The 19347-nt window shown below is 64.2% G+C and carries 20 protein-coding genes; 16 read left to right on the plus strand and 4 right to left on the minus strand.

The window, feature by feature from the left end; genetic code table 11:
- The first annotated feature begins 128 nt into the window (after positions 1-128).
- From ACP92_RS23365 to ACP92_RS23375, 3 genes are all read left to right on the plus strand, one after another.
- Positions 129-1073, plus strand: coding sequence for a LysR substrate-binding domain-containing protein (locus tag ACP92_RS23365; protein WP_013236599.1), 945 nt, complete (start codon positions 129-131; stop codon positions 1071-1073).
- 99 nt (positions 1074-1172) lie between these two features.
- Positions 1173-1670 (plus strand): contact-dependent growth inhibition system immunity protein, encoded by a 498-nt coding sequence (locus ACP92_RS23370; RefSeq protein WP_013236600.1) that lies wholly within the window; start codon positions 1173-1175, stop codon positions 1668-1670.
- Between the two features lie 118 nt (positions 1671-1788).
- Positions 1789-2757: a PoNi-like cognate immunity protein gene (locus tag ACP92_RS23375; protein WP_013236601.1), complete on the plus strand. Its 969-nt coding sequence runs from the start codon at positions 1789-1791 to the stop codon at positions 2755-2757.
- Between the two features lie 12 nt (positions 2758-2769).
- On the opposite strand, the gene ACP92_RS23380 is transcribed toward ACP92_RS23375, so the two are convergent.
- On the minus strand, positions 2770-3834 hold the full coding sequence (locus ACP92_RS23380) for an MBL fold metallo-hydrolase (protein WP_041311363.1): 1065 nt from the start codon (positions 3832-3834) through the stop codon (positions 2770-2772).
- 167 nt (positions 3835-4001) lie between these two features.
- Here ACP92_RS23380 and ACP92_RS23385 point away from each other — a divergent pair, with 167 nt between their 5' ends.
- From ACP92_RS23385 to ACP92_RS23425, 9 genes are all read left to right on the plus strand, one after another.
- Positions 4002-4430, plus strand: coding sequence for a MerR family transcriptional regulator (locus ACP92_RS23385; RefSeq protein ID WP_013236603.1), 429 nt, complete (start codon positions 4002-4004; stop codon positions 4428-4430).
- Between the two features lie 99 nt (positions 4431-4529).
- Positions 4530-5714 carry an isovaleryl-CoA dehydrogenase gene (locus tag ACP92_RS23390; protein WP_013236604.1) on the plus strand — a complete coding sequence of 395 codons (1185 nt, stop codon included), beginning with the start codon at positions 4530-4532 and terminating at the stop codon, positions 5712-5714.
- 51 nt (positions 5715-5765) lie between these two features.
- Positions 5766-6368, plus strand: a complete 603-nt coding sequence (locus ACP92_RS23395) for a 2-hydroxychromene-2-carboxylate isomerase (protein WP_013236605.1) — start codon at positions 5766-5768, stop codon at positions 6366-6368.
- Positions 6368-6778, plus strand: a complete 411-nt coding sequence (locus ACP92_RS23400) for a YchJ family protein (RefSeq protein WP_013236606.1) — start codon at positions 6368-6370, stop codon at positions 6776-6778. The genes ACP92_RS23395 and ACP92_RS23400 overlap by 1 nt, the downstream gene beginning before the upstream one ends.
- Positions 6779-6855: 77 nt before the next feature.
- Complete coding sequence (locus ACP92_RS23405) at positions 6856-8490, plus strand: carboxyl transferase domain-containing protein (protein ID WP_013236607.1); 1635 nt, start codon at positions 6856-6858, stop codon at positions 8488-8490.
- Positions 8491-8512: 22 nt separating this feature from the next.
- Positions 8513-10528, plus strand: a complete 2016-nt coding sequence (locus ACP92_RS23410; protein ID WP_013236608.1) for an acetyl/propionyl/methylcrotonyl-CoA carboxylase subunit alpha — start codon at positions 8513-8515, stop codon at positions 10526-10528.
- A gap of 10 nt (positions 10529-10538) precedes the next feature.
- Complete coding sequence (locus ACP92_RS23415) at positions 10539-11468, plus strand: MBL fold metallo-hydrolase (RefSeq protein WP_013236609.1); 930 nt, start codon at positions 10539-10541, stop codon at positions 11466-11468.
- A gap of 85 nt (positions 11469-11553) precedes the next feature.
- The gene (locus ACP92_RS23420) at positions 11554-12063 is read left to right on the plus strand and encodes a YbaK/EbsC family protein (RefSeq protein ID WP_041311365.1); all 510 of its coding nucleotides are present in this window, start codon (positions 11554-11556) and stop codon (positions 12061-12063) included.
- Between the two features lie 56 nt (positions 12064-12119).
- Positions 12120-13028: a hydroxymethylglutaryl-CoA lyase gene (locus ACP92_RS23425; protein ID WP_013236611.1), complete on the plus strand. Its 909-nt coding sequence runs from the start codon at positions 12120-12122 to the stop codon at positions 13026-13028.
- A gap of 131 nt (positions 13029-13159) precedes the next feature.
- Here ACP92_RS23425 and ACP92_RS24950 read toward each other — a convergent pair whose 3' ends face one another.
- Entirely contained in the window at positions 13160-13333 is a 174-nt protein-coding gene (locus tag ACP92_RS24950) for a hypothetical protein (protein WP_167578400.1), read from the minus strand.
- 298 nt (positions 13334-13631) lie between these two features.
- Between ACP92_RS24950 and ACP92_RS23435 the strand changes: the two genes are divergently transcribed.
- The gene (locus tag ACP92_RS23435; RefSeq protein ID WP_013236612.1) at positions 13632-14606 is read left to right on the plus strand and encodes an NAD(P)H-dependent flavin oxidoreductase; all 975 of its coding nucleotides are present in this window, start codon (positions 13632-13634) and stop codon (positions 14604-14606) included.
- A gap of 374 nt (positions 14607-14980) precedes the next feature.
- Positions 14981-15250, plus strand: coding sequence for a hypothetical protein (locus ACP92_RS23440; protein WP_041311369.1), 270 nt, complete (start codon positions 14981-14983; stop codon positions 15248-15250).
- 27 nt (positions 15251-15277) lie between these two features.
- Here the strand turns inward: ACP92_RS23440 and ACP92_RS23445 are convergent, their stop codons facing one another.
- Both ACP92_RS23445 and ACP92_RS23450 read right to left on the minus strand, forming a co-directional pair.
- Positions 15278-15973 carry an alpha/beta fold hydrolase gene (locus ACP92_RS23445; RefSeq protein ID WP_013236613.1) on the minus strand — a complete coding sequence of 232 codons (696 nt, stop codon included), beginning with the start codon at positions 15971-15973 and terminating at the stop codon, positions 15278-15280.
- A 55-nt stretch (positions 15974-16028) separates the two neighbouring features.
- Positions 16029-17186: an MFS transporter gene (locus ACP92_RS23450; protein WP_041311370.1), complete on the minus strand. Its 1158-nt coding sequence runs from the start codon at positions 17184-17186 to the stop codon at positions 16029-16031.
- Between the two features lie 285 nt (positions 17187-17471).
- On the opposite strand from ACP92_RS23450, the gene ACP92_RS23455 reads away from it, so the two are divergent.
- Together ACP92_RS23455 and ACP92_RS23460 are read left to right on the plus strand one after the other, a co-directional pair.
- Positions 17472-18071: an HD-GYP domain-containing protein gene (locus tag ACP92_RS23455; RefSeq protein WP_013236615.1), complete on the plus strand. Its 600-nt coding sequence runs from the start codon at positions 17472-17474 to the stop codon at positions 18069-18071.
- 62 nt (positions 18072-18133) lie between these two features.
- A complete protein-coding gene (locus ACP92_RS23460) occupies positions 18134-19342 on the plus strand; it encodes a YbfB/YjiJ family MFS transporter (RefSeq protein WP_013236616.1) in 1209 nt (402 codons plus the stop codon).
- Positions 19343-19347: the final 5 nt, after the last annotated feature.

Below are 19347 nucleotides of genomic sequence, written 5' to 3' on the forward strand. Positions count from 1 at the left end.
CTCCCTGGTAATCAGATCCGCAAAGTCTAGGGAGCCTGGCCGGCGCTGACAAATGACTATAATGGCACACGCATTCCTTCAACTCATGCATGCGCTGATGGCAATGCCCCACCATTCTTCCTCCCACCATGAACAAGCTCCCTCCCCTGACCGCCTTGCGCGCCTTCGAGGCCACCGCACGACTGCTCTCCTTCACCGCCGCTGCCGACGAACTGCATGTGACCCAGAGCGCGGTCAGCCGCCAGGTGCGCATTCTGGAGGCGCATCTGGAGCAGAAACTGTTTGTCCGGCTGACCCGACGCATCGAGCTCACCCGAGCGGGAGCGGCGTACTTCCAGCAGATACGCCAGGCCTTCGAGCGCATCTGCGCAGCGGGCGAGCAGCTCCATGCGCGGCGGCAGCGCCACACACTGACGATAGGCGTGCTGCCCGGCCTGGCCTCGTTATGGCTGGTGCCACGGCTGGAGCTGTTCTGGCGCGAGAACAAGGAGATCGATGTGCGCATCGTCGTGGCCACCGGCGCGGCGGACTTTGGCCGCACGACGATGGATATGTCGATACAGGTGGGCAATCTTCCCGGCACGACCAGTCAGGGTCTGCCGCTGAAGAAGCGCATGGCCGTAGACTGGCACGACCTGCGCGCCGACCTGCTGTTTCCGGACGCCCTGGTCGCGCTCTGCCATCCACGCCTGTGGCGGCAGCATCCGGTCAGGAGCGTGGCCGACCTCAGCCAGCACCGGCTGATCCATACCGCCATCCGTCCCGATGCATGGGCGCACTGGCTGCAGCAGCACGGCAGCCGCCTCGGCGCCCGACAGGCCGGCATGGAATGCAGTCAGTATCCGGTGGCGCTGCAGGCCGCGATGAATGGCGAAGGCATTGCGCTGGTGCCGTCGGTGCTGGCGGAGAGTTTCGATCCCCAACACCGCCTGCGCCGGCTCTTCGGCGGCCCCACCCCCAGCGCGGGGCAATACTACCTGCTCACGCCAGGCGATCGTTATGACGATAGCGCGGTGCGGCGCTTCAGGCAGTGGCTGCTGATGCAGGCGCAAGCCATGGGTTCAACGGGGTGAAAAGGCTGCGGTACAATCGCCGCAACCTCATCGGCGAAGCCGCCGTCGGGCCTGCAACGAAATGCAGACAGCTTAAGTTTCCGGAACGAAAGCCACATCATGGAAGATGCATTCAGAGCGACGGTCTACTTCAATGGTGACCTGTACCAAATCATAACGATGGCGCAAGGTATGCTCGATTTTGCCGACCCCGACCTCTCCCCTCAGATATTGATGCCAACGACCACCGATGCCGAGCTCGGCGGCGCCCTGCGACTGGCCTTGTCCAAGAGCAGACAGGTCACGGTGCCTGAATTTCAGGAAATTCTCAAATCAGGCATCGTGCAAAAAAATGCCAAGGAACGGCAAGCATTGATCATGCAGCGACATGGCTACAAGAATCGCAAGGCCATGATGAGAAAGATGGCGTGCTGCTGGATTACGGCAGACAAGGCCAAAATCGAGATCAAACCCACGCACCACAAGAATATCGATGGCTATTCCGGCATCAGCAATGATGGCCCGGAGATCATCTTTATCAGCACCAACAGCGGCGATGCAGAACTCGGCGCTGCGTTGAAGGAAGGTTTCTCTCGTTGCACCAGTGCGGTACCGTGACAAGAATTCCTGTACAGCCATCCTCGTCCAGCAGTGGTGATCGCAGTCAAGCAGAGGTCATCATCAAGGCTCGCTCCTTGGTTGTCAGTCATGTCAGTCATATTTCAGGACATATAAAGTGACCAGAGCTCCCTTTTGCGACGAAGCATATTGGAACAAGTGGATTCACTTCGGCGGCGAGAGCATCGCTGATCAGCTTGATCGCTTAGGTCGCCCCAGCGGAAATCCCAGCTATCGTCCGCAGTATGCTTTCACCATAGTCAGCAATTATCTGGAGTTGATGCTGATGCATTACTCCAGAGGCGACTCTGCAGAAGTCGTCACGCAACACCTGCCCGACCTGATCTCGGCCTGGGAGGAAGCCGAACGTCTGCATCTGGAAATCATGTCCAGCGAAGACTATTGGCGCAAGTTCAACTGGTCCACCAATCTGGACCATTACATCGTCTGCTTCTGGATCACCGGATTGGCGCTATGTTCGCCCCTCGGTGAAGATGGATGGAAGCGGTTGATCGCCCTGATGGGCAACGAAGGCAAGGATCGTCTGCTCGATACCATTCTCGCCAGCCGGCAGCAGAATCGCGTGATCGGCACGACGCTATGTCATCCCAAGCCCTACCAACAATTGCTCGACGTGGTGACCTGCGATCCAGAACAGCAGGCTCATGCCTTGCAACGCTTTGTCAGCACCTGGTATGCCGATCTGGATCGCCCACCCGCCAACAAGAAGCTCTCCTCCGACACCGCCCTCTACAACAGACCGTTCTGGTACAAATACGGCGAGCACAACAGACAGGGCGGAGCTTATTTCGGCCAGTGGTGCGTCGAGGCTGTCGCTGTGGCCAAGCTGTTCGGTATCGACGATAGCCTTTGCGTGGGTCACCCGCAGTACCCAGGTGATCTCCTGCGCCCTGGCGTCGTTACACCTCCGGACCTGCAGCGCCTGCCGGCCAGCCTGAAGAAGTGGCCGCCGGACACGCCAGCAGAGGAAAATGCATCGGGATCCGAGAACGACGCTGCTCAGAAAAGCAGCACCACCGCATCACGCGGTTGGCTGGCGCGTCTATTCTCCAGGAATCGCGACTAGCCTCGTCCGCACTCACACCACCACAAACCGATACACCCCATCCTCCCCCACCAAGCGCCGCACCGCGCCGTCATACCAAAGCTTGTGCAGATGCGCCACCGCCTCTCCCAGTGCGAAGGAGAGCTGGTGCGTATCCAGCGCACGCTTGAACATCACCGGCAGGATGTCCACGCCCGTCTGCGGCGTGGCGCACGCTTCCAGCACTTCGGCCAGGCGCTGGCGGTGATGATCGTTCAACTGTTCAATGCGCGTGTGCAAGCCTCTGAAAGGCTTGCCATGCGAGGGCAGCACCAGCGCGTCGGCGGGCAGCTGCGCATACTTCTTCAATGAATCCAGATACTGCTGCACCGGATTGCTCTCCGGCTCGATGGCAAACACCGACACATTGGTGGAGATGCGCGGCAAGACCATGTCCCCCGAGATCAACACATTCAAGTCGCGGCAATACAGCGACACATGCTCCGGCGAATGGCCAAATCCGGTGATGATCTCCCAGTCGCGTCCACCGATGGCCACGGCATGGCCATCCTGCATCCGGTGATACGAACGCGGCACCGCCGGCACCAGGTCCTGGTAATAGGTATTGCGCCCTTGCAGCGTGGCAATGGTCTGCGGATCGGCCAATCCATGACGCTGGAAATGCGGCGTGGCCGCCGTGCCTTCCGCGCCGGGCAAGGCCGCTGACATCACGCGGGCAAAGGCGTACTCGCCCGTGCTCATCCATAACGGCGCCTGCCAGCGCTGGCACAGCCACTCGGCCAGGCCGACGTGATCGGGATGGCAGTGCGTGACCAGCACGCGCAGGATGGGCAGGCCTTCGAGCTCATCGGCAAAGATCCTCTCCCAGGCCTGGCGGGTGTCCTCGGTGGCGATGCCGCAATCGACGACGGTCCAGCCGCGCTGGCGTCCGTTGGGCGTGTCCATCTCATCGGCCAGCAGCCACAGGTTGATATGGTTCAACGCAAAGGGCAGCCCCATGCGCAGCCAGCGCACGCCGGGCGCAACCTCCATGACGTGGCCCGGTTCGGGCAGGGTGTCGCCAAAGACGTAATCAAGCTGGGATTCAAGTGCATTCATCAGTGAAATGAGCCGGGCCGCAACGATGACAAGAATGACGCCGGATATTGCTCCAGCGACAAGGAAAGAACGCTCGCCCGGCGCATGCTGCATTTTCCGCTGGACGGCAAGGCACAATATACTTTACGTTAACGTAAAGTGCCAGACCAACCGTATCCGACACCGCCATGCCCACCTACACCATCACCGAACTGGCTGAGGAATTCGCCATCACGCCGCGTGCGATCCGCTTCTACGAGGACCACGGCATCCTCAATCCCAAGCGCGAGGGCGTGGGCGGCCGGCACCGCGTCTACCCAGCACGGGAGCGCACCCGCCTGAAGCTGACGCTGCGCGGCAAGCGCCTGGGTTTTACGCTCTCGGAGATCAAGGACCTCATCGACATGTACGAATCACCCAAGGATACGCAAGCGCAGCTGCAGCGTTTCCTGGGCTTGCTGCAACAGCATCGCGAGAAGCTGGAACAGCAGCGCGAAGACCTGGAATTGACGTTATCGGAAATCGCCGCCCACGAGGAAGAGTGCCGCCAGTTGCTCACCGATGGCAAGCCCAGGCCCCTCGGCAGCAAGCCCCGACGCAAGGCGGTGGCCGCCTGATCGCACCAGCCCGACATCAACCAGACATCATCCAGACACCCGCCGACAAGAACGCGAAGAACGCCCACCACGGCCCCCACCACCCACGAGGAGACCCCCATGATCCACCTGCCCGGCCTGAGTTTCGACCACGGAGAAGACATCGCCGCCCTGCGTGAAGCAGTGGCCGCCTTTGCCCACAGCGAGATCGCCCCGCGCGCCGCCGAGATCGACCGCAGCGACCAGTTCCCCATGGACCTGTGGAAGAAACTGGGCGATCTGGGCGTGCTGGGCATCACGGTGAGCGAAGAATATGGCGGCGCCGGACTGGGCTACCTGGCCCACATCATCGCCATGGAAGAAATCTCGCGCGCCTCGGCCTCGGTGGGATTGTCCTATGGCGCGCACTCCAATCTCTGCGTGAACCAGATCAAGCGCAACGGCAACGAAGAACAGAAACGCAAGTACCTGCCCAGGCTGATCTCGGGGGACTTCATCGGCGCCCTGGCGATGTCCGAACCCAATGCCGGTTCGGATGTGGTGAGCATGAAACTGCGCGCCGACAAGAAGGGCGACCGCTATGTGCTCAATGGCAGCAAGATGTGGATCACCAATGGTCCCGATGCCGACGTGCTGGTGGTCTATGCCAAGACCGATCTCGAAGCCGGCGCGCGCGGCATGACCGCCTTCCTGGTAGAGAAAGGATATAAAGGATTTTCCGTCGCGCAGAAGCTGGACAAACTCGGCATGCGCGGCTCCCACACCGGCGAGCTGGTGTTCCAGGATTGCGAAGTACCGGAAGAGAACGTGCTGGGCGGCGTGGGCCGGGGCGTGAACGTGCTGATGTCGGGCCTGGATTTCGAGCGCAGCGTGCTCTCCGGTGGTCCGCTGGGCATCATGCAGGCCTGCATGGATGTGGTGGTCCCCTACGTGCATGACCGCAAGCAGTTCGGCCAGGCCATCGGTGAATTCCAGCTCATGCAGGGCAAGCTGGCCGACATGTATTCCACCATGATGGCTTGCAAGGCCTACGTCTATGCGGTCGGCCAGGCCTGTGACCGCGCCGACAGCGCCGACAAGGTGCGCGCGCTGCGCAAGGACGCTGCCGGGGCCATCCTGTACTCCGCCGAGAAAGCCACCTGGATGGCCGGCGAAGCCATCCAGTCCCTGGGCGGCAATGGCTACATCAATGAATATCCGGTCGGCCGCCTGTGGCGCGACGCCAAGCTCTACGAGATCGGCGCGGGCACCAGCGAGATCCGCCGCATGCTGATCGGCCGCGAATTGTTTGCCGATACCCTCTGAATACCTCTGAACATTTCTGAACACATCCGCATTCACCAGACACCGGACATCATGAGCAACCCCATCGATTTCTACTTCGACTTCAGCTCGCCCTACGGCTATTTCGCCGCCGTCGAGATCGACAAGCTGGCCGCGCAACATGGCCGCGACGTGAACTGGCATCCCATCCTGCTGGGCCCCATCTTCAAGGCGCTGGGCACCAATTCGCTGGTCAACATTCCGGTCAAGGGCGAGTATTCGCGTCATGACATGGAGCGCACGGCGCGCTTCCACAACATTTTCTACAAAGCGCCCAGTCACTTCCCCATCGGCACCCAGGTCGCCGCACGCGCCACGCTGTGGGTGCAGCAAACCCAGCCGGCCAAGGCGGTCGAGTTGATCAAGACCTTGTACAGCGCCTACTTCACCGAAGACATCGACATCAGCGTCGTCGACAACGTGCTGCGCATCGCCGCCGATCTCGGCATCGACCGCAACGCCCTGCAGGCGGCGCTGGAGTCGCCCGAGCTCAAGGACCAGCTGCGCCAGTCCACCGAAGCGGCGGGCCAGGCCGGAGTGTTCGGCTCGCCCTTCATGATCGTCGATGGCGAACAGTTCTGGGGCTTTGATCGCTTCCCGCAACTGGAAGCCCTGCTGAAGAACGGAAAGATCTGATGAGCAACAAGAAAGACAAGGCCTGCCCCTGCGGCCAACCCAGCTTCGACAAATGCTGTGGGCGCTTCATCACGGGCGGCCAGATTCCCGCCACCGCCGACCTGCTGATGCGCTCGCGCTACAGCGCCTTCGCCCTGCGCGATGAAGCCTACCTGCGCGCCACCTGGTTTCCCGACACCTTGCCCGAGGAAGAGCTGACCAGCGAAACCGACGTCAAGTGGATAGGCCTGGACATCAAGAAGCACCAGCACGTCGCCGGCAGCGATGAGGCAACCGTGGAATTCGTGGCCCGCTTCAAGGTGGCTGGCCGCGCGCACCGCCTGCACGAGATCAGCAACTTCGTGCGCCAGCCTGATGCGGCCGGCCAGATGCGCTGGTACTACGTGGATGGCAGCTTCCCGGAGGATTGACGTTTTCTGCACTACGTACCAAGGCATCAAGGCAGCGCTGCATCACGACAAGAAACTGAACAGAGAGACGAGACACCATGCCGCAGATTGAAAGCAAGCTCAACCCGCGCAGCGAGGATTTCCAGAACAACCGCGCCGCCATGCAGCGCATCGTCGATGACCTGCGCGAGAAGATCGCCGCCATCGCCGAGGGCGGTGGCCAGGCGGCGCGCGAGAAGCACCTCGCGCGCGGCAAGCTGCTACCGCGTGACCGGGTGCAGATGCTGCTGGACCCGGGCACGCCCTTCCTGGAATTCTCGCAGCTGGCCGCCTACGGCATGTATCGCGAAAAAGACCGCGATGGCCAACCCAAGGACGCCGCGCCCTCAGCCGGCATCATCACCGGCATCGGCCGCGTGGCCGGGCAGGAGTGCGTGATCGTCTGCAACGACGCCACCGTCAAGGGCGGCACCTATTATCCGATGACGGCCAAGAAGCACCTGCGCGCCCAGGAGATCGCCGAATTCAACCACCTGCCCTGCATCTACCTGGTCGACAGTGGCGGCGCCAACCTGCCCAACCAGGATGAGGTCTTCCCCGACCGCGACCACTTCGGCCGCATCTTCTACAACCAGGCCAACCTGTCGGCCAAGGGCATTGCCCAGATCGCCGTGGTGATGGGTTCCTGCACCGCCGGCGGCGCCTATGTGCCGGCCATGAGCGATGAGTCCATCATCGTCAAGGACCAGGCCACCATCTTCCTGGCCGGGCCGCCGCTGGTGAAGGCCGCGACCGGCGAAGTGGTAAGCGCCGAAGAACTGGGCGGGGGCGACGTGCATACGCGCCTCTCCGGCGTGGCCGACCACCTGGCCCAGGACGACACCCATGCGCTGGCCATCGCCCGCAACATCGTCGGCCACCTCAACCGCCGCAAGCCGCAACCACTGGCGCTGCGCGAGAGCATCGAACCCAGGTACCCGGCGCAGGAGCTCTATGGCGTCATCCCCACCGATACCCGCAAGCCCTTCGACGTGCGCGAAGTCATCGCCCGCATCGTGGACGCCAGCGAGTTCGATGAATTCAAGGCGCGCTACGGCACTACGCTGGTGTGCGGATTCGCTCACCTGCATGGCATGCCGGTGGGCATCATCGCCAACAACGGCATCCTCTTCTCGGAGGCCGCCGAGAAAGGCACGCACTTCATCGAACTGTGCTGCCAGCGCAAGATCCCGCTGATCTTCCTGCAGAACATCACCGGCTTCATGGTCGGCAAGAAGTACGAGAACGAAGGCATTGCCCGCCATGGTGCAAAAATGGTCACCGCCGTCTCCACCGCCAAGGTGCCCAAGCTCACCGTGATCATCGGCGGCAGCTTCGGCGCCGGCAACTATGGCATGTGCGGCCGCGCCTTCTCGCCGCGCTTCCTGTGGATGTGGCCCAATGCGCGCATCTCGGTGATGGGGGGTGAACAGGCCGCCAGCGTGCTGGCCACGGTCAAGCGCGATGGCATCGAGGCGCGCGGCGGCAGCTGGAGCGCCGAGGAAGAGGCCGCCTTCAAGGAGCCCATCCGCGCCCAGTACGAAACCCAGGGCCATCCCTATTACGCCTCGGCGCGCCTGTGGGACGACGGCGTCATCGATCCCGCCGACACCCGCCAGGTGCTGGCGCTGGGCCTGTCGGCGGCGCTCAACGCCCCCATCGAAGAGACCCGCTTCGGCGTGTTCCGTATTTGAGCCGCGCCTGCGAGGAGAGTCCATGTTCACCAAGATCCTGATCGCCAATCGCGGCGAAATCGCCTGCCGCGTGGCAGCCACCGCACGTCGCCTGGGCATTGCCACGGTAGCCGTCTATTCCGATGCCGACGCCCGCGCCAAGCACGTGGCCGCCTGTGATGAAAGCGTGCGCCTGGGCCCGGCGCCAGCGCGCGAAAGCTACCTCTGTGCCGAAAAGATCATCGCCGCCGCGCTGGCTACAGGCGCACAGGCGATCCATCCCGGCTATGGTTTCCTGTCGGAGAATGCCGGCTTCGCCCAGGCCTGCGCCCAGGCCGGGCTGGTCTTCATCGGCCCGCCCGCGTCGGCCATCGAGGCCATGGGCTCCAAGGCGGCAGCCAAGGCGCTGATGGAACAGGCTGCCGTGCCGCTGGTGCCGGGCTATCACGGCGAAGAACAGGAGAGCGGCTTGCTGCACAGCCAGGCCGATCGCATCGGCTACCCGGTGCTGCTCAAGGCCAGCGCTGGCGGCGGCGGCAAGGGCATGCGCGTGGTCGAGCGTTCGGAAGACTTCGACGCCGCGCTGGCCTCCTGCAAGCGCGAGGCCATTGCCAGCTTCGGCGACGATCGCGTGCTGGTGGAAAAATACCTGACCCGGCCGCGCCACATCGAGATCCAGGTCTTCGCCGATGGCCACGGACACTGCGTCTACCTGTTCGAACGCGACTGCTCCGTGCAACGCCGCCACCAGAAGGTGCTGGAAGAAGCCCCTGCGCCCGGCATGAGCGAAGAGCGCCGCGCCGCCATGGGCGAGGCCGCCGTGGCCGCCGCCCGCGCCGTCGGCTATGTCGGCGCAGGCACGGTGGAATTCATCGCCAACCAGGATGGCAGCTTCTATTTCATGGAGATGAACACCCGCCTGCAGGTCGAGCATCCGGTGACCGAAATGATCACCGGTCTCGATCTGGTGGAGTGGCAGTTACGTGTCGCCGCAGGGCAGGCATTGCCGCTGAAGCAAGAGCAATTACGCATCCACGGCCACGCCATCGAAGCGCGCATCTATGCCGAGAATCCCGAGAAGGGTTTCCTGCCCGCCATCGGCACGCTCACCCGCATGCGCAGTGCTGCAGCGGTGGAATTCCGCCTGGGACAGAGCGCGCCGGGCGACCCGGCGCATGTGCGCATCGACGCGGGCGTGAGAGAAGGCGACGCCATCTCGCCCTTCTATGATCCGATGATCGCCAAGCTCATCGTCTGGGGGCCGGACCGCGACGCCGCCCTGCGCAACATGCAGCGCGCGCTGGCGCAATACCAGGTGGTCGGCCTGGCCACCAATATCGCTTTCCTGCAGCGGCTGGTCGCAGGCCAGGCCTTTTCCACGGCGGCCCTCGATACCGGACTGATCGAGCGGCATCGCGATACCCTGTTCCCGCCGCCCTCCTCGCCCGATACCGAGACCCTGGCCCTGGCCATCGCCGCGATCCTGCAGCAGGAGCACGCACAAGCCGAGCGCAGCGATCCCTGGTCGCAACGCAACGGCTGGCGACTCAATACCCGCCTGCTGCGCACGCTGCGTTTCGAGCACGACGCGGGCGACACGACCGTGCAACTGGACTATGCCGGCGACGGCCAGCACTGGTCCTTGCTGACGAACGGGCAGACGCATGCGCTGCAACTGCACGCAGCCGACGGCGACACCCTGATCATCTCGCTGGACGGACGCACCCTGCGCGCCGATGTGCTGCGCGAAGGTGAATGGCTGCACGTCTTCGATGCCCACGGACAGCACAGCCTGCGCCATGTCGATCCCCTGGCCCACGCCGGCCATAGCGAGGCCGAAGGCGGACGCCTGACCGCGCCCATGCCCGGCAAGATCGTCGCGCTGCTGGTGCAGAAAGGCGCGAGCGTGGCGCATGGCACGCCGCTGCTGATCATGGAGGCGATGAAGATGGAACACACCATCGCCGCGCCTGCCGATGGCGTGGTCGAAGACCTGCTCTATGCAGTCGGCGACCAGGTGGCCGAAGGTGCGCAGCTACTGGAATTCAAGGCCGCTTGAGCACCTCGCCATGAACGCACCGGCCCTGCACATCGCCGCCAGCATCCATGTGCTGGAACGCGGCTGGCTGTCGTCCAACAATGTGCTGCTGTTCGGGCGCGATGAGGTGGCGATGATCGATAGCGGTTACGTCACCCACGCCGAACAGACCCGGACCCTGGTGCGCCATGTCCTGGCGCAACGCGGGCGGCCCCGGCTGGACCTGCTGGTCAACACCCATCTGCACTCGGACCACTGCGGCGGCAATGCTGCGCTCCAGCAGGAGCACCACTGCCGCATCGCCATCCCCGCTGCAGAAGAGGAGAAGGTCCGCCACTGGGATGAAGACGCGCTGAGCTACCGCGCCACCGGACAGCGCTGCGCGCGTTTTACCGCTACGCAGACCTTGCGCAGCGGCGAGGTGCTACGCATGGGCGAGCTGGACTGGCAGGTGCTGGCCGCACCCGGCCATGATCCGCATGCGCTGCTGTTCTACTGCGCGCAGGAGGGCGTGCTGGTCTCGGCTGATGCACTGTGGCGCAACGGTTTTGGCATCATCTTCCCGGAACTGGACGGTCAATCCGGCTTCGCAGAAGCCCGCGCCACGCTGGAACTGATCCGCAGCCTGGAGGTACGCACCGTCATCCCCGGCCACGGCGCGCCCTTCACCGAGGTCGATGATGCGCTGGAGAAGGCCTTCTCGCGGCTCGATTACCTGCAGGCCGATCCACGCCGCAATGCGCACAATGGCATCAAGGTATTGGTGAAGTTCCTGTTGATGGAGCGTGGCCGCATCGCGCTGGAGCAGTTGCCGGCGATGATGCGGGAGATCCCGCTGCTGCGCATCACCAATGAACGCCACCTGCAGATGGACGACCTCGCCCTCGCCCGCTGGTGCGTAGCGCAGCTGGAGAAGGCCGGCGCCGCCCAAAGCGACGGCGTCTTCCTGCTCGACCGATGAGCACACGCACCGGCCTGCCAGCGCCTGAAGCACGGCAGCCATGCTGTTATCATTTCCCGCTTGTTCCCCAGCCTTTGTGATTGCCATGACTGATACCGCCGCACCCCTGCCCTCTTCCGCCCAACGGGTGGCCGACCTGCTGGTCTCCATGGGCCACGACAAGCCGGTCGTGATGCTGCCCTCGACCGGCCGCACCTCTGCCGAAGCCGCTGCCGCCGTCGGTTGCGACGTGGCCGAGATCGCCAAGTCCATCATCTTCCGCCGTCTTGCCGACGACGCCCCGGTGCTGGTCATCGCCAGCGGCGCCAACCGCGTAGACGAAGCCAAGGTCACCGCGCTGACCGGCCCGCTGGGCAAGGCCGACGCCAAGTTCGTGCGCGAGAAGACCGGCTACGCCATCGGCGGCGTCTGCCCGGTCGGCCATGTGGTCAAGCCGGTCATGCTGATCGACCGCGACCTGTTCAACTTCGACAGCATCTGGGCCGCCGCCGGCCATCCCCATGCGCTGTTCAGCCTGACCGCCGCGCAGCTGGAAAAGATGACTGGCGGCGCCGTCGCCGACGTGCGCCTGGAAGCACCGCCCCCGGCCCACTGATATCATCGTCGCAGACAGAGACAAGCCCGCCCATCCCAGCCACGGAGACCCGCCAGATGAACCTGCCCAAGAAAGTGAAGATCGTCGAAGTCGGACCGCGCGACGGTTTGCAGAACGAGAAGGACACCATTTCCGCCGAGGTCAAGATCGAGCTGGTCAATCGTCTCGCCGCGGCGGGCTTCCCGAATGTGGAGGCGGCCTCGTTCGTCTCGCCCAAGTGGGTGCCGCAGATGGCCACCTCCGCCGAGGTCATGCATGGCATCACGCGCAGGCCCGGCGTGGTCTATTCCGCGCTGGTGCCCAACATGAAGGGCTTCGAGGCCGCGCTGGAGGCCGGCGTTGACGAGGTGGTGATCTTTGGCGCGGCCTCGGAAGCGTTTTCGCAGAAGAACATCAACTGTTCCATTGCAGAATCCATCGACCGTTTTGCCGAAGTGGCGCGCGCCGCCAAGGAGCACCGCAAGCGCCTGCGTGCGGCGGTCAGTTGCGCCTTTGGCTGTCCCTACCAGGGCGAGGTGCCGCTGGAGGCCGTGGCCGACGTAGTACGGCGCTTCCGCGAACTGGGCTGTGACGAGATCGACATCGCCGACACCATCGGCGTAGCCACGCCAGGCAAGGTGCGGCCGGTGATGGAAACGGCGATCCGCGAATTCCACATCGAAGGCCTCTCCGGCCATTTCCACGATACCTATGGACAGGCGCTGGCCAACATCTATGCCAGCCTGCAGACGGGCATCAGCATCTATCACGCCTCGGTGGCGGGGCTGGGCGGATGTCCTTATGCCAAGGGCGCCACCGGCAATGTGGCCACTGAGGATGTGCTGTACATGATGAATGGACTCGGCATCGAAACCGGCGTGGACCTGGACGCCGTGGTGGAGGCGGGGCAGTTCATCTCGCAGCAGCTGGGGCGCAGGTCGGTGAGCAGGGCGGGGAATGCGATCGCGGCGAAACGTGCGGGATAAGCCATAGGCGCTGACACCTCGCGCCGCTGAATCTCATCACGCCGTTTCGCTACCGAGGCCATTTCCGTTCAGACAGATGAACGGCTACCCGCCCAGCCGATGCGCTGGCGCTGCTGAGCCAGCAGCCGACCTCACTGCTGGCGATACCGCCGCAGCCCGCGAATCGGATACTTCTCGCGCTTCTCGCGCGTATCCGACGCCGCCAGCGCCTTCTTCAGTGCACGCTTGTGCAACACCGCCCCGCCGATCACGACGACAGCCGCCAGGGCGATGATGAGGATATTGACCAGATCGAATGTTTGCATGACTTCCCCCTCTTGCAACAACAGATGAAACGCGGGCATGGCCCCTTTCCGGTTTTGCCGGAGCCGCAAGGCACCCCCGGTGGCGCTTGCGTGGCCTGTCAAACACCAGGCTTGTGGAAAACATAGCACATGGTTTCGGTCGGACAGTAAATCATATAAATAATTTCCTGAATATTTCCCCTGTATGCAACAAAGCCACAAAAAGCACGACCGTAATATTTTGTGGCTTTTTGCCCTATAATCGTCCGACAAACCCGGCCCTGCGCCTTGAAATAACGACAACCCACGAGAGACGACCATGACATCAGCCCCGGCTTATCCGAAAGCTTTGCAAGATCTGCGCCTGCCCATCATCTGCTCACCGATGTTCATCGCCAGCGGTCCGGCCCTGGTGGCGGCGCAGTGCAAGGCGGGGTTGGTGGGGTCGTTTCCGGCGCTCAATGCGCGTCCGGCCGAGCTGCTCGATACCTGGCTGACCCAGTTGCAAGAGGAGCTGGCGCAGTGGCAGGCCGAGCACGCGCAGCGCAAGGTGGGGCCGATTGCGGTCAACCAGATCGTGCACCAGTCCAACGACCGGCTGGCCCAGGATGTGGCCACCTGCGTGAAGCACCAGGTGCCCATCATCATCTCCAGCCTGCGCGCGCCGCCGCAGGAGATGCTGGATGCGGTGCACAGCTATGGCGGCATCGTGCTGCACGATGTGATTTCGCTGCGCCATGCCGAGAAGGCGCTGGAGGCCGGCGTGGATGGGCTCATCCTGGTGGCGGCCGGGGCGGGCGGACATGCGGGTACGCTCTCGCCGTTCGCGCTGGTGGGCGAGGTGCGCAAGATGTTCAAGGGACCGCTGGTGCTTTCCGGGGCCATCGCTACGGGCGACGCCGTGCTGGCGGCGCAGGCCATGGGCGCGGACTTTGCCTACATGGGCTCGCGCTGGCTGGCCACGCAGGAATCGAATGTGGACCAGGCCTATCGCCAGGCCATCGTCGACTCCACGGCGGCCGATGTGGTGTACACCAATCTCTTCACGGGTGTACACGGCAATTACCTGAAGAAATCCATCGTCAATGCCGGCCTCGATCCGGACAACCTGCCCGAGGCCGACAAGACCAAGATGAATTTCGGCTCCGGCGGCGGCAGCAAGGCCAAGGCCTGGCGCGACATCTGGGGCGCGGGCCAGGGCGTGGGCCTGATGGATGACGTGCCGACGGTGGCCGAGATGGTGGACCGGCTGGAGGCCGAATACCGCGCCGCGCGCTCGCGCCTGGCGCTGTAGGCGCGCCCTGCGCGCACGGGCCTGCGGCCACGGACGCGACCGCAGGCGGACCTTCCCGGTCCGCCTTTCTTTTTTTGTGCATCTTTGCACCAGCCTGACGGAACGCGCCCCGCGCTGGCGCATCCAAGCATGAGCTTGTACGGCGTCCATCCCCGCCGGATGAGCGCTCCCCCCTTCATTTGTGAGATTTGTCCGTCGGACAATTTCTCATTTTTCATCACGCGCTGAATCTGGCGGCACTTCTGCTGCGCCCTCCGGTCGTACCTGTTCGCTTCCTGCCTTCGCAAGGGCCGGGGCTAGCGCCGCACTCAGCTGCAGCGGCACTGCCTCCCTGCGACAAAGAAGAGCCATGACTTTTATGCGAGGACATCCCCATGACCAGCTTCCTAAGAACCAGAAAAGATCGTCATCCCAAACACGACAAGCCACGCCTGCCGCACGAGCATGACCAGAACATCGATCGCCAGGACCCGGCGCGCAGCGGCCACAAGGTGGAACGCCCGGAGATCCGCCAGGCCTACGATGACATCCGTCAGGGCCAGGTCGATACCGACCTGCGCGGCACCGGCGGGCTTGATGAAATGAACAAGGAAGGCGGCAAGCGCGCCGCCAGTGCGCCGCCCAAGCAGCTGGAAAAGGACTGAAGTTTGGAGGATGGCCGGCCAGCGCTGCTATAGCGCTGACTGCGCCATCCAGTCACGGATCAGGGCCGCGAGTTCCTGCGGCTTTTCCATCGGCGTCATGTGGCCGCAGTCGCGGATGAGTTCCAGGCGTGACTGCGGAATCTGCCGCGCCATCTCCTCCGATTCCTCCACGCTGCGCAACTTGTCCTGGTCGCTGCTGACGATGAGCACCGGGCAACGTAACTGCTGCAAGCTCTCCGCATCACTATCCCGCAAAGTCTGCAGCTGGCGCAGGAACACTTCCTTGCCATTGGCCAGGGCCATCGCCTGCAGGCGGTCCAGCAAGGCGCGCTCGCCGCTGCGTGCCGGGTGCAAGGACGAGGCCAGCGCCCGCGAAGTCAATCCCTTGAAGGGCGTACGTTGGGCCAGTTCGATCTGCGCCAGCGTACCGGCCGATTCACGCTCGGTCTGCGGGCGCGACGAGGTGTTGAGCAGGGCCAGCCCGGCTACCCGCTCGGGCGCCATCAGCGCCATGGCCTGCGCCACGAAGCCTCCCATCGAGAAACCGAACAGCACGAAGCGCTCGGGCGCATTGCGCAGCACTGAGGCGGCCAGGGCGCGGATGCCGATCTCCTGGCCGAGATCGCCGAAATGCAGTGCGCCCAGCGCCTCCAGGTCGGACTGCATGTCGTCCCAGAGATGATGATTGAGCATGAAGCCGGGCAGCAGGACCAGGTTGCGCATGGAATTCCTTACAACGTTGAACAAAGAAGAAAACGAAAAACGCCACCGCAAGCGGCTATTGCAGCCACTGCGCGCGCCGGCTCGACAGCGCCATGGCCAGGCACAGCGCGCCCAGCAGCGCCAGCGCCGCCTGCAGGCCCCAGCCATGGGCCAGGAAACCGAACACGGGCGGCCCGATCAGGCTGCCGCTGTAGCCCAGCGTGGCCACGGCGGCCAGGGCGGTCGAGCCATGCCGGCCGGCGGCGCTGAAGACGAACGGGAACACCGCCGCCACACCCGCGCCTGCAATGGCAAACCCGAGGATGGCCGGCGTCATGCCCTGCGCCGTCACGGCCAGCGCCATCCCGCCGGTGGCCACCAGGGTGCCGATCGAGACCACGCGGCGCGCATCATAACGCGCCTTGAGGCCGTCGCCGACCATGCGCATGACCAGCATCATGCCGGCAAAGGCGGCATAGGCCAGGGGCGTGGCGCCATCGCTGGCGCCGATGTGGTCCTTCATGTAGATGCCGCTCCAGTCGGCCACCGACCCTTCCACGATGGCGCCGCAAAAGGCGATCACGCCCAGCACCACCAGATGGCCATGCGGCAGCGCGAAGAGCTGGCGCTGCGGATCGTACTGCGGACGGTCATCGGGCAGGGCCTGGCAACCGGCATAGAGCGGCCAGGCCAGCAGCGCCGCCGCCAGCAGGAAATGCCACAGCGGCGCCACGCCCAGGCCGGCCACGGCGCTGGCGACCAGCGCGCCAGAGAAGGTGCCGACACAGAACCAGCCATGCAGCATCGACATGATGGGCCGGCCGGCCTCGCGCTCGGCCTGGGCGCCCAGTGCATTGATGGCCACGTCGAAGCAGCTGGAGGCCGCGCCATACAGGGTGCAGACCGCCATCAGCGTCCATAGCCCCGGGGCCAGCGCCAGCAACGGCAATGAGAGCAGCAGGACCAGCCCGGCGTAGAGGCTGCTGTGACGCGCGCCGTAATGGCCGGTGATCCAGGCCGCCAGCGGAAAGGAGCCGACCGCGCCGATGCCGCCGCACAACAGGACCAGGGCCAGCGTTGCCGCGTCCAGCTGCAACTGGTCCCGGATGGCGGGAATGCGCGCCGCCCAAGTGGAAAAGACCACCCCCAGCAGGAGGAACAGGAAAGGGATGGCGATCTTGCGCCAGGCCTGGTGGTTTTGCGGGAGTGCAGGAATGCAATGCTTGGTTGTCATCGGGATGTCAGGAATGTAAACTGCCGGAAACTCATTTCGCTTCAGCAATGAGTCTCAGTAATGCCACCGCTAGCCACCGCTATTATCCGACAACCGGGAAGGACGCAGGAATGCGGCCTTTGTCGGAACCGGCGGGAGCAGGCAAGAGGGGGGTCGCCGTGGGACGGCGGCCAATGCCAGAGGTTCAACGTCAACGCGGGTGCAAGCCCGCCTCGCCAGATCACGCATCCAGCCGCTTCTGACGACAACCGACTCCGCCAGCGGCGGCGACTCGCAGGGACAGGGATGCCAGTTTCAGAATCAAACAAGATCTACCAGGAAGTCATCGACGCCATGATCGCCGTGCATCGGCTCACCGATGGCTATACCCCCAATCACGAGGACCAGACCGCCGAGCTGGCCGTCATGATCGGTCGTCACCTGGACCTGGCCACCGAGCGCATCGACGCACTGCACATGGCTTCGCAGGTGCATGACATCGGCAAGGCCAGGATTCCGCTGGCGCTGTTGACCAAGCCGGGCCGCATCAGCGTGGAAGAATATGACGTGCTCAAGACGCACGTACAATTCGGTTACGAGATTCTCAACAAGATCAGTTTCCCCTTCAACCTGGCCGAAATCGTCCATTGCCATCATGAGTACCTGGACGGCAGCGGCTATCCGCGCGGCATCAGCGGCGACGAGATCCCGTTGGAGGCCCGCATCCTGACCGTGGCCGACATTGTCGAGTCGATGTCGGCCGACCGCCCCTATCGCAAGTCCCTGGGCATGAGCGCGGCGCTGGACGAGATCCAGCGGCAAAGCGGCGTGCGGCTGGACGCCGTTGTGGTGGACGCCTGCCTGGATGTGGTCAAGCGCAGCAACTGGCGTCCCATCTCCAACTGAGTTACACCCTTGGGCTACACTGGGCGTCATAACCTCACAATGACACCCGGAGACGCCACCCCATGCCCACCGACGCGGCCCGCCCGCCCTCGCCTTTCATCCTCCAGCATCCCATCCTGACAGCCCTGGCCTTGTCGCTGGGCACCGCCGTGGCGCTGGGCGTGGCGCGTTTTTCCTATGCGCTGCTGCTGGCGCCGATGCGCGCCGACCTGGGCTGGCCCTACCTGGTGGCTGGCGGCATGAATACCGGCAATGCACTGGGCTATCTGCTGGGCGCGCTGGCCACGCCGCTGCTGATGCGCCGCTTCCTGGCGCACCGGGTCCTGATTGCCGGGGCGTTCGCCACCGCGCTGCTGTCCTTCCTGCCGGCGCTGACCACCGACACGCTGCTGCAACTGCTGCTGCGTGTGGTCACCGGGGTGAGCAGCGCGCTGATCTTTGTCTCGGGCGGCCTGCTGGTGAGCCGCCTGGCGGCCATGCACGGACATCGTGCCGGCCTGTTGCTGGGACTGTATTACGGCGGGACGGGACTGGGCATCGTGGCGGCCTCGCTGCTGGTGCCGCCGGTCATGGCGGCAGCGCTGGCGCACGGCGCAGCCCATCCCTGGCAATGGGCCTGGCTGCTGCTGGGGACGCTGGCGCTGGCGGCCAGCCTGGTGATGGCCGGGCCGGCGCGCCTCATGCCCACCACCGCTGCGCATGTCCAGGGCAACGGACGCTGGCAGGCGCGCAGCCTCCTCTTCGGGCTGATCGGCTATCTCTTCTTTGGGCTGGGCTATATCGGCTACATGACCTTCGTCATCGCCCTGCTCAAGGAAGAAGGCATGCCCGCCGAACGCATCACGCTGTTCTTTGCCTTGCTGGGGGCGGCCACCTTCGCTTCTTCACGCATCTGGGCGCGCATGCTGGACCGCTTCCGCGGCGGCCAGTCGCTGGCCATCCTCAATGGCCTGCTGGCGCTGGCGACCCTGTTGCCGGCGCTGACCGCCGAGCCGGTGGCGGTGTTCGCTTCCGGCCTGCTGTTCGGCGGCTGCTTCCTCTCGGCCGTGGCCTCGACCACCGCCATGGTGCGGCACAACCTGCCGCCACATCACTGGCCGGCGGGCATCAGCGCCTTTACCATCATCTTTGCAGTGGGCCAGATCATCGGCCCGACCATCGTCGGCTGGATCGCCGATGGCGCCGGCGGGCTGCAGCGCGGGCTGAGCTTTTCGGCACTGATGCTGCTGGCCGGTGCGCTGACGGCGTGGCGGCAGCGGCCGCTGGCCTGAGCCCG

It is taken from the genome of Herbaspirillum seropedicae, assembly GCF_001040945.1.
Lineage (GTDB): Bacteria > Pseudomonadota > Gammaproteobacteria > Burkholderiales > Burkholderiaceae_D > Herbaspirillum > Herbaspirillum seropedicae.

Bases quoted from the DNA above. Each gene is read 5' to 3' on its own strand.
- ACP92_RS23365 (WP_013236599.1), top strand. From the start codon at position 129: ATGAACAAGCTCCCTCCCCTGACCGCCTTGCGCGCCTTCGAGGCCACC.
- ACP92_RS23370 (WP_013236600.1), top strand. From the start codon at position 1,173: ATGGAAGATGCATTCAGAGCGACGGTCTACTTCAATGGTGACCTGTAC.
- ACP92_RS23380 (WP_041311363.1), bottom strand. From the start codon at position 3,834: ATGAATGCACTTGAATCCCAGCTTGATTACGTCTTTGGCGACACCCTG.
- ACP92_RS23385 (WP_013236603.1), top strand. From the start codon at position 4,002: ATGCCCACCTACACCATCACCGAACTGGCTGAGGAATTCGCCATCACG.
- ACP92_RS23390 (WP_013236604.1), top strand. From the start codon at position 4,530: ATGATCCACCTGCCCGGCCTGAGTTTCGACCACGGAGAAGACATCGCC.
- ACP92_RS23395 (WP_013236605.1), top strand. From the start codon at position 5,766: ATGAGCAACCCCATCGATTTCTACTTCGACTTCAGCTCGCCCTACGGC.
- ACP92_RS23400 (WP_013236606.1), top strand. From the start codon at position 6,368: ATGAGCAACAAGAAAGACAAGGCCTGCCCCTGCGGCCAACCCAGCTTC.
- ACP92_RS23405 (WP_013236607.1), top strand. From the start codon at position 6,856: ATGCCGCAGATTGAAAGCAAGCTCAACCCGCGCAGCGAGGATTTCCAG.
- ACP92_RS23410 (WP_013236608.1), top strand. From the start codon at position 8,513: ATGTTCACCAAGATCCTGATCGCCAATCGCGGCGAAATCGCCTGCCGC.
- ACP92_RS23415 (WP_013236609.1), top strand. From the start codon at position 10,539: ATGAACGCACCGGCCCTGCACATCGCCGCCAGCATCCATGTGCTGGAA.
- ACP92_RS23420 (WP_041311365.1), top strand. From the start codon at position 11,554: ATGACTGATACCGCCGCACCCCTGCCCTCTTCCGCCCAACGGGTGGCC.
- ACP92_RS23425 (WP_013236611.1), top strand. From the start codon at position 12,120: ATGAACCTGCCCAAGAAAGTGAAGATCGTCGAAGTCGGACCGCGCGAC.
- ACP92_RS24950 (WP_167578400.1), bottom strand. From the start codon at position 13,333: ATGCAAACATTCGATCTGGTCAATATCCTCATCATCGCCCTGGCGGCT.
- ACP92_RS23435 (WP_013236612.1), top strand. From the start codon at position 13,632: ATGACATCAGCCCCGGCTTATCCGAAAGCTTTGCAAGATCTGCGCCTG.
- ACP92_RS23440 (WP_041311369.1), top strand. From the start codon at position 14,981: ATGACCAGCTTCCTAAGAACCAGAAAAGATCGTCATCCCAAACACGAC.
- ACP92_RS23445 (WP_013236613.1), bottom strand. From the start codon at position 15,973: ATGCGCAACCTGGTCCTGCTGCCCGGCTTCATGCTCAATCATCATCTC.
- ACP92_RS23450 (WP_041311370.1), bottom strand. From the start codon at position 17,186: ATGACAACCAAGCATTGCATTCCTGCACTCCCGCAAAACCACCAGGCC.
- ACP92_RS23455 (WP_013236615.1), top strand. From the start codon at position 17,472: ATGCCAGTTTCAGAATCAAACAAGATCTACCAGGAAGTCATCGACGCC.
- ACP92_RS23460 (WP_013236616.1), top strand. From the start codon at position 18,134: ATGCCCACCGACGCGGCCCGCCCGCCCTCGCCTTTCATCCTCCAGCAT.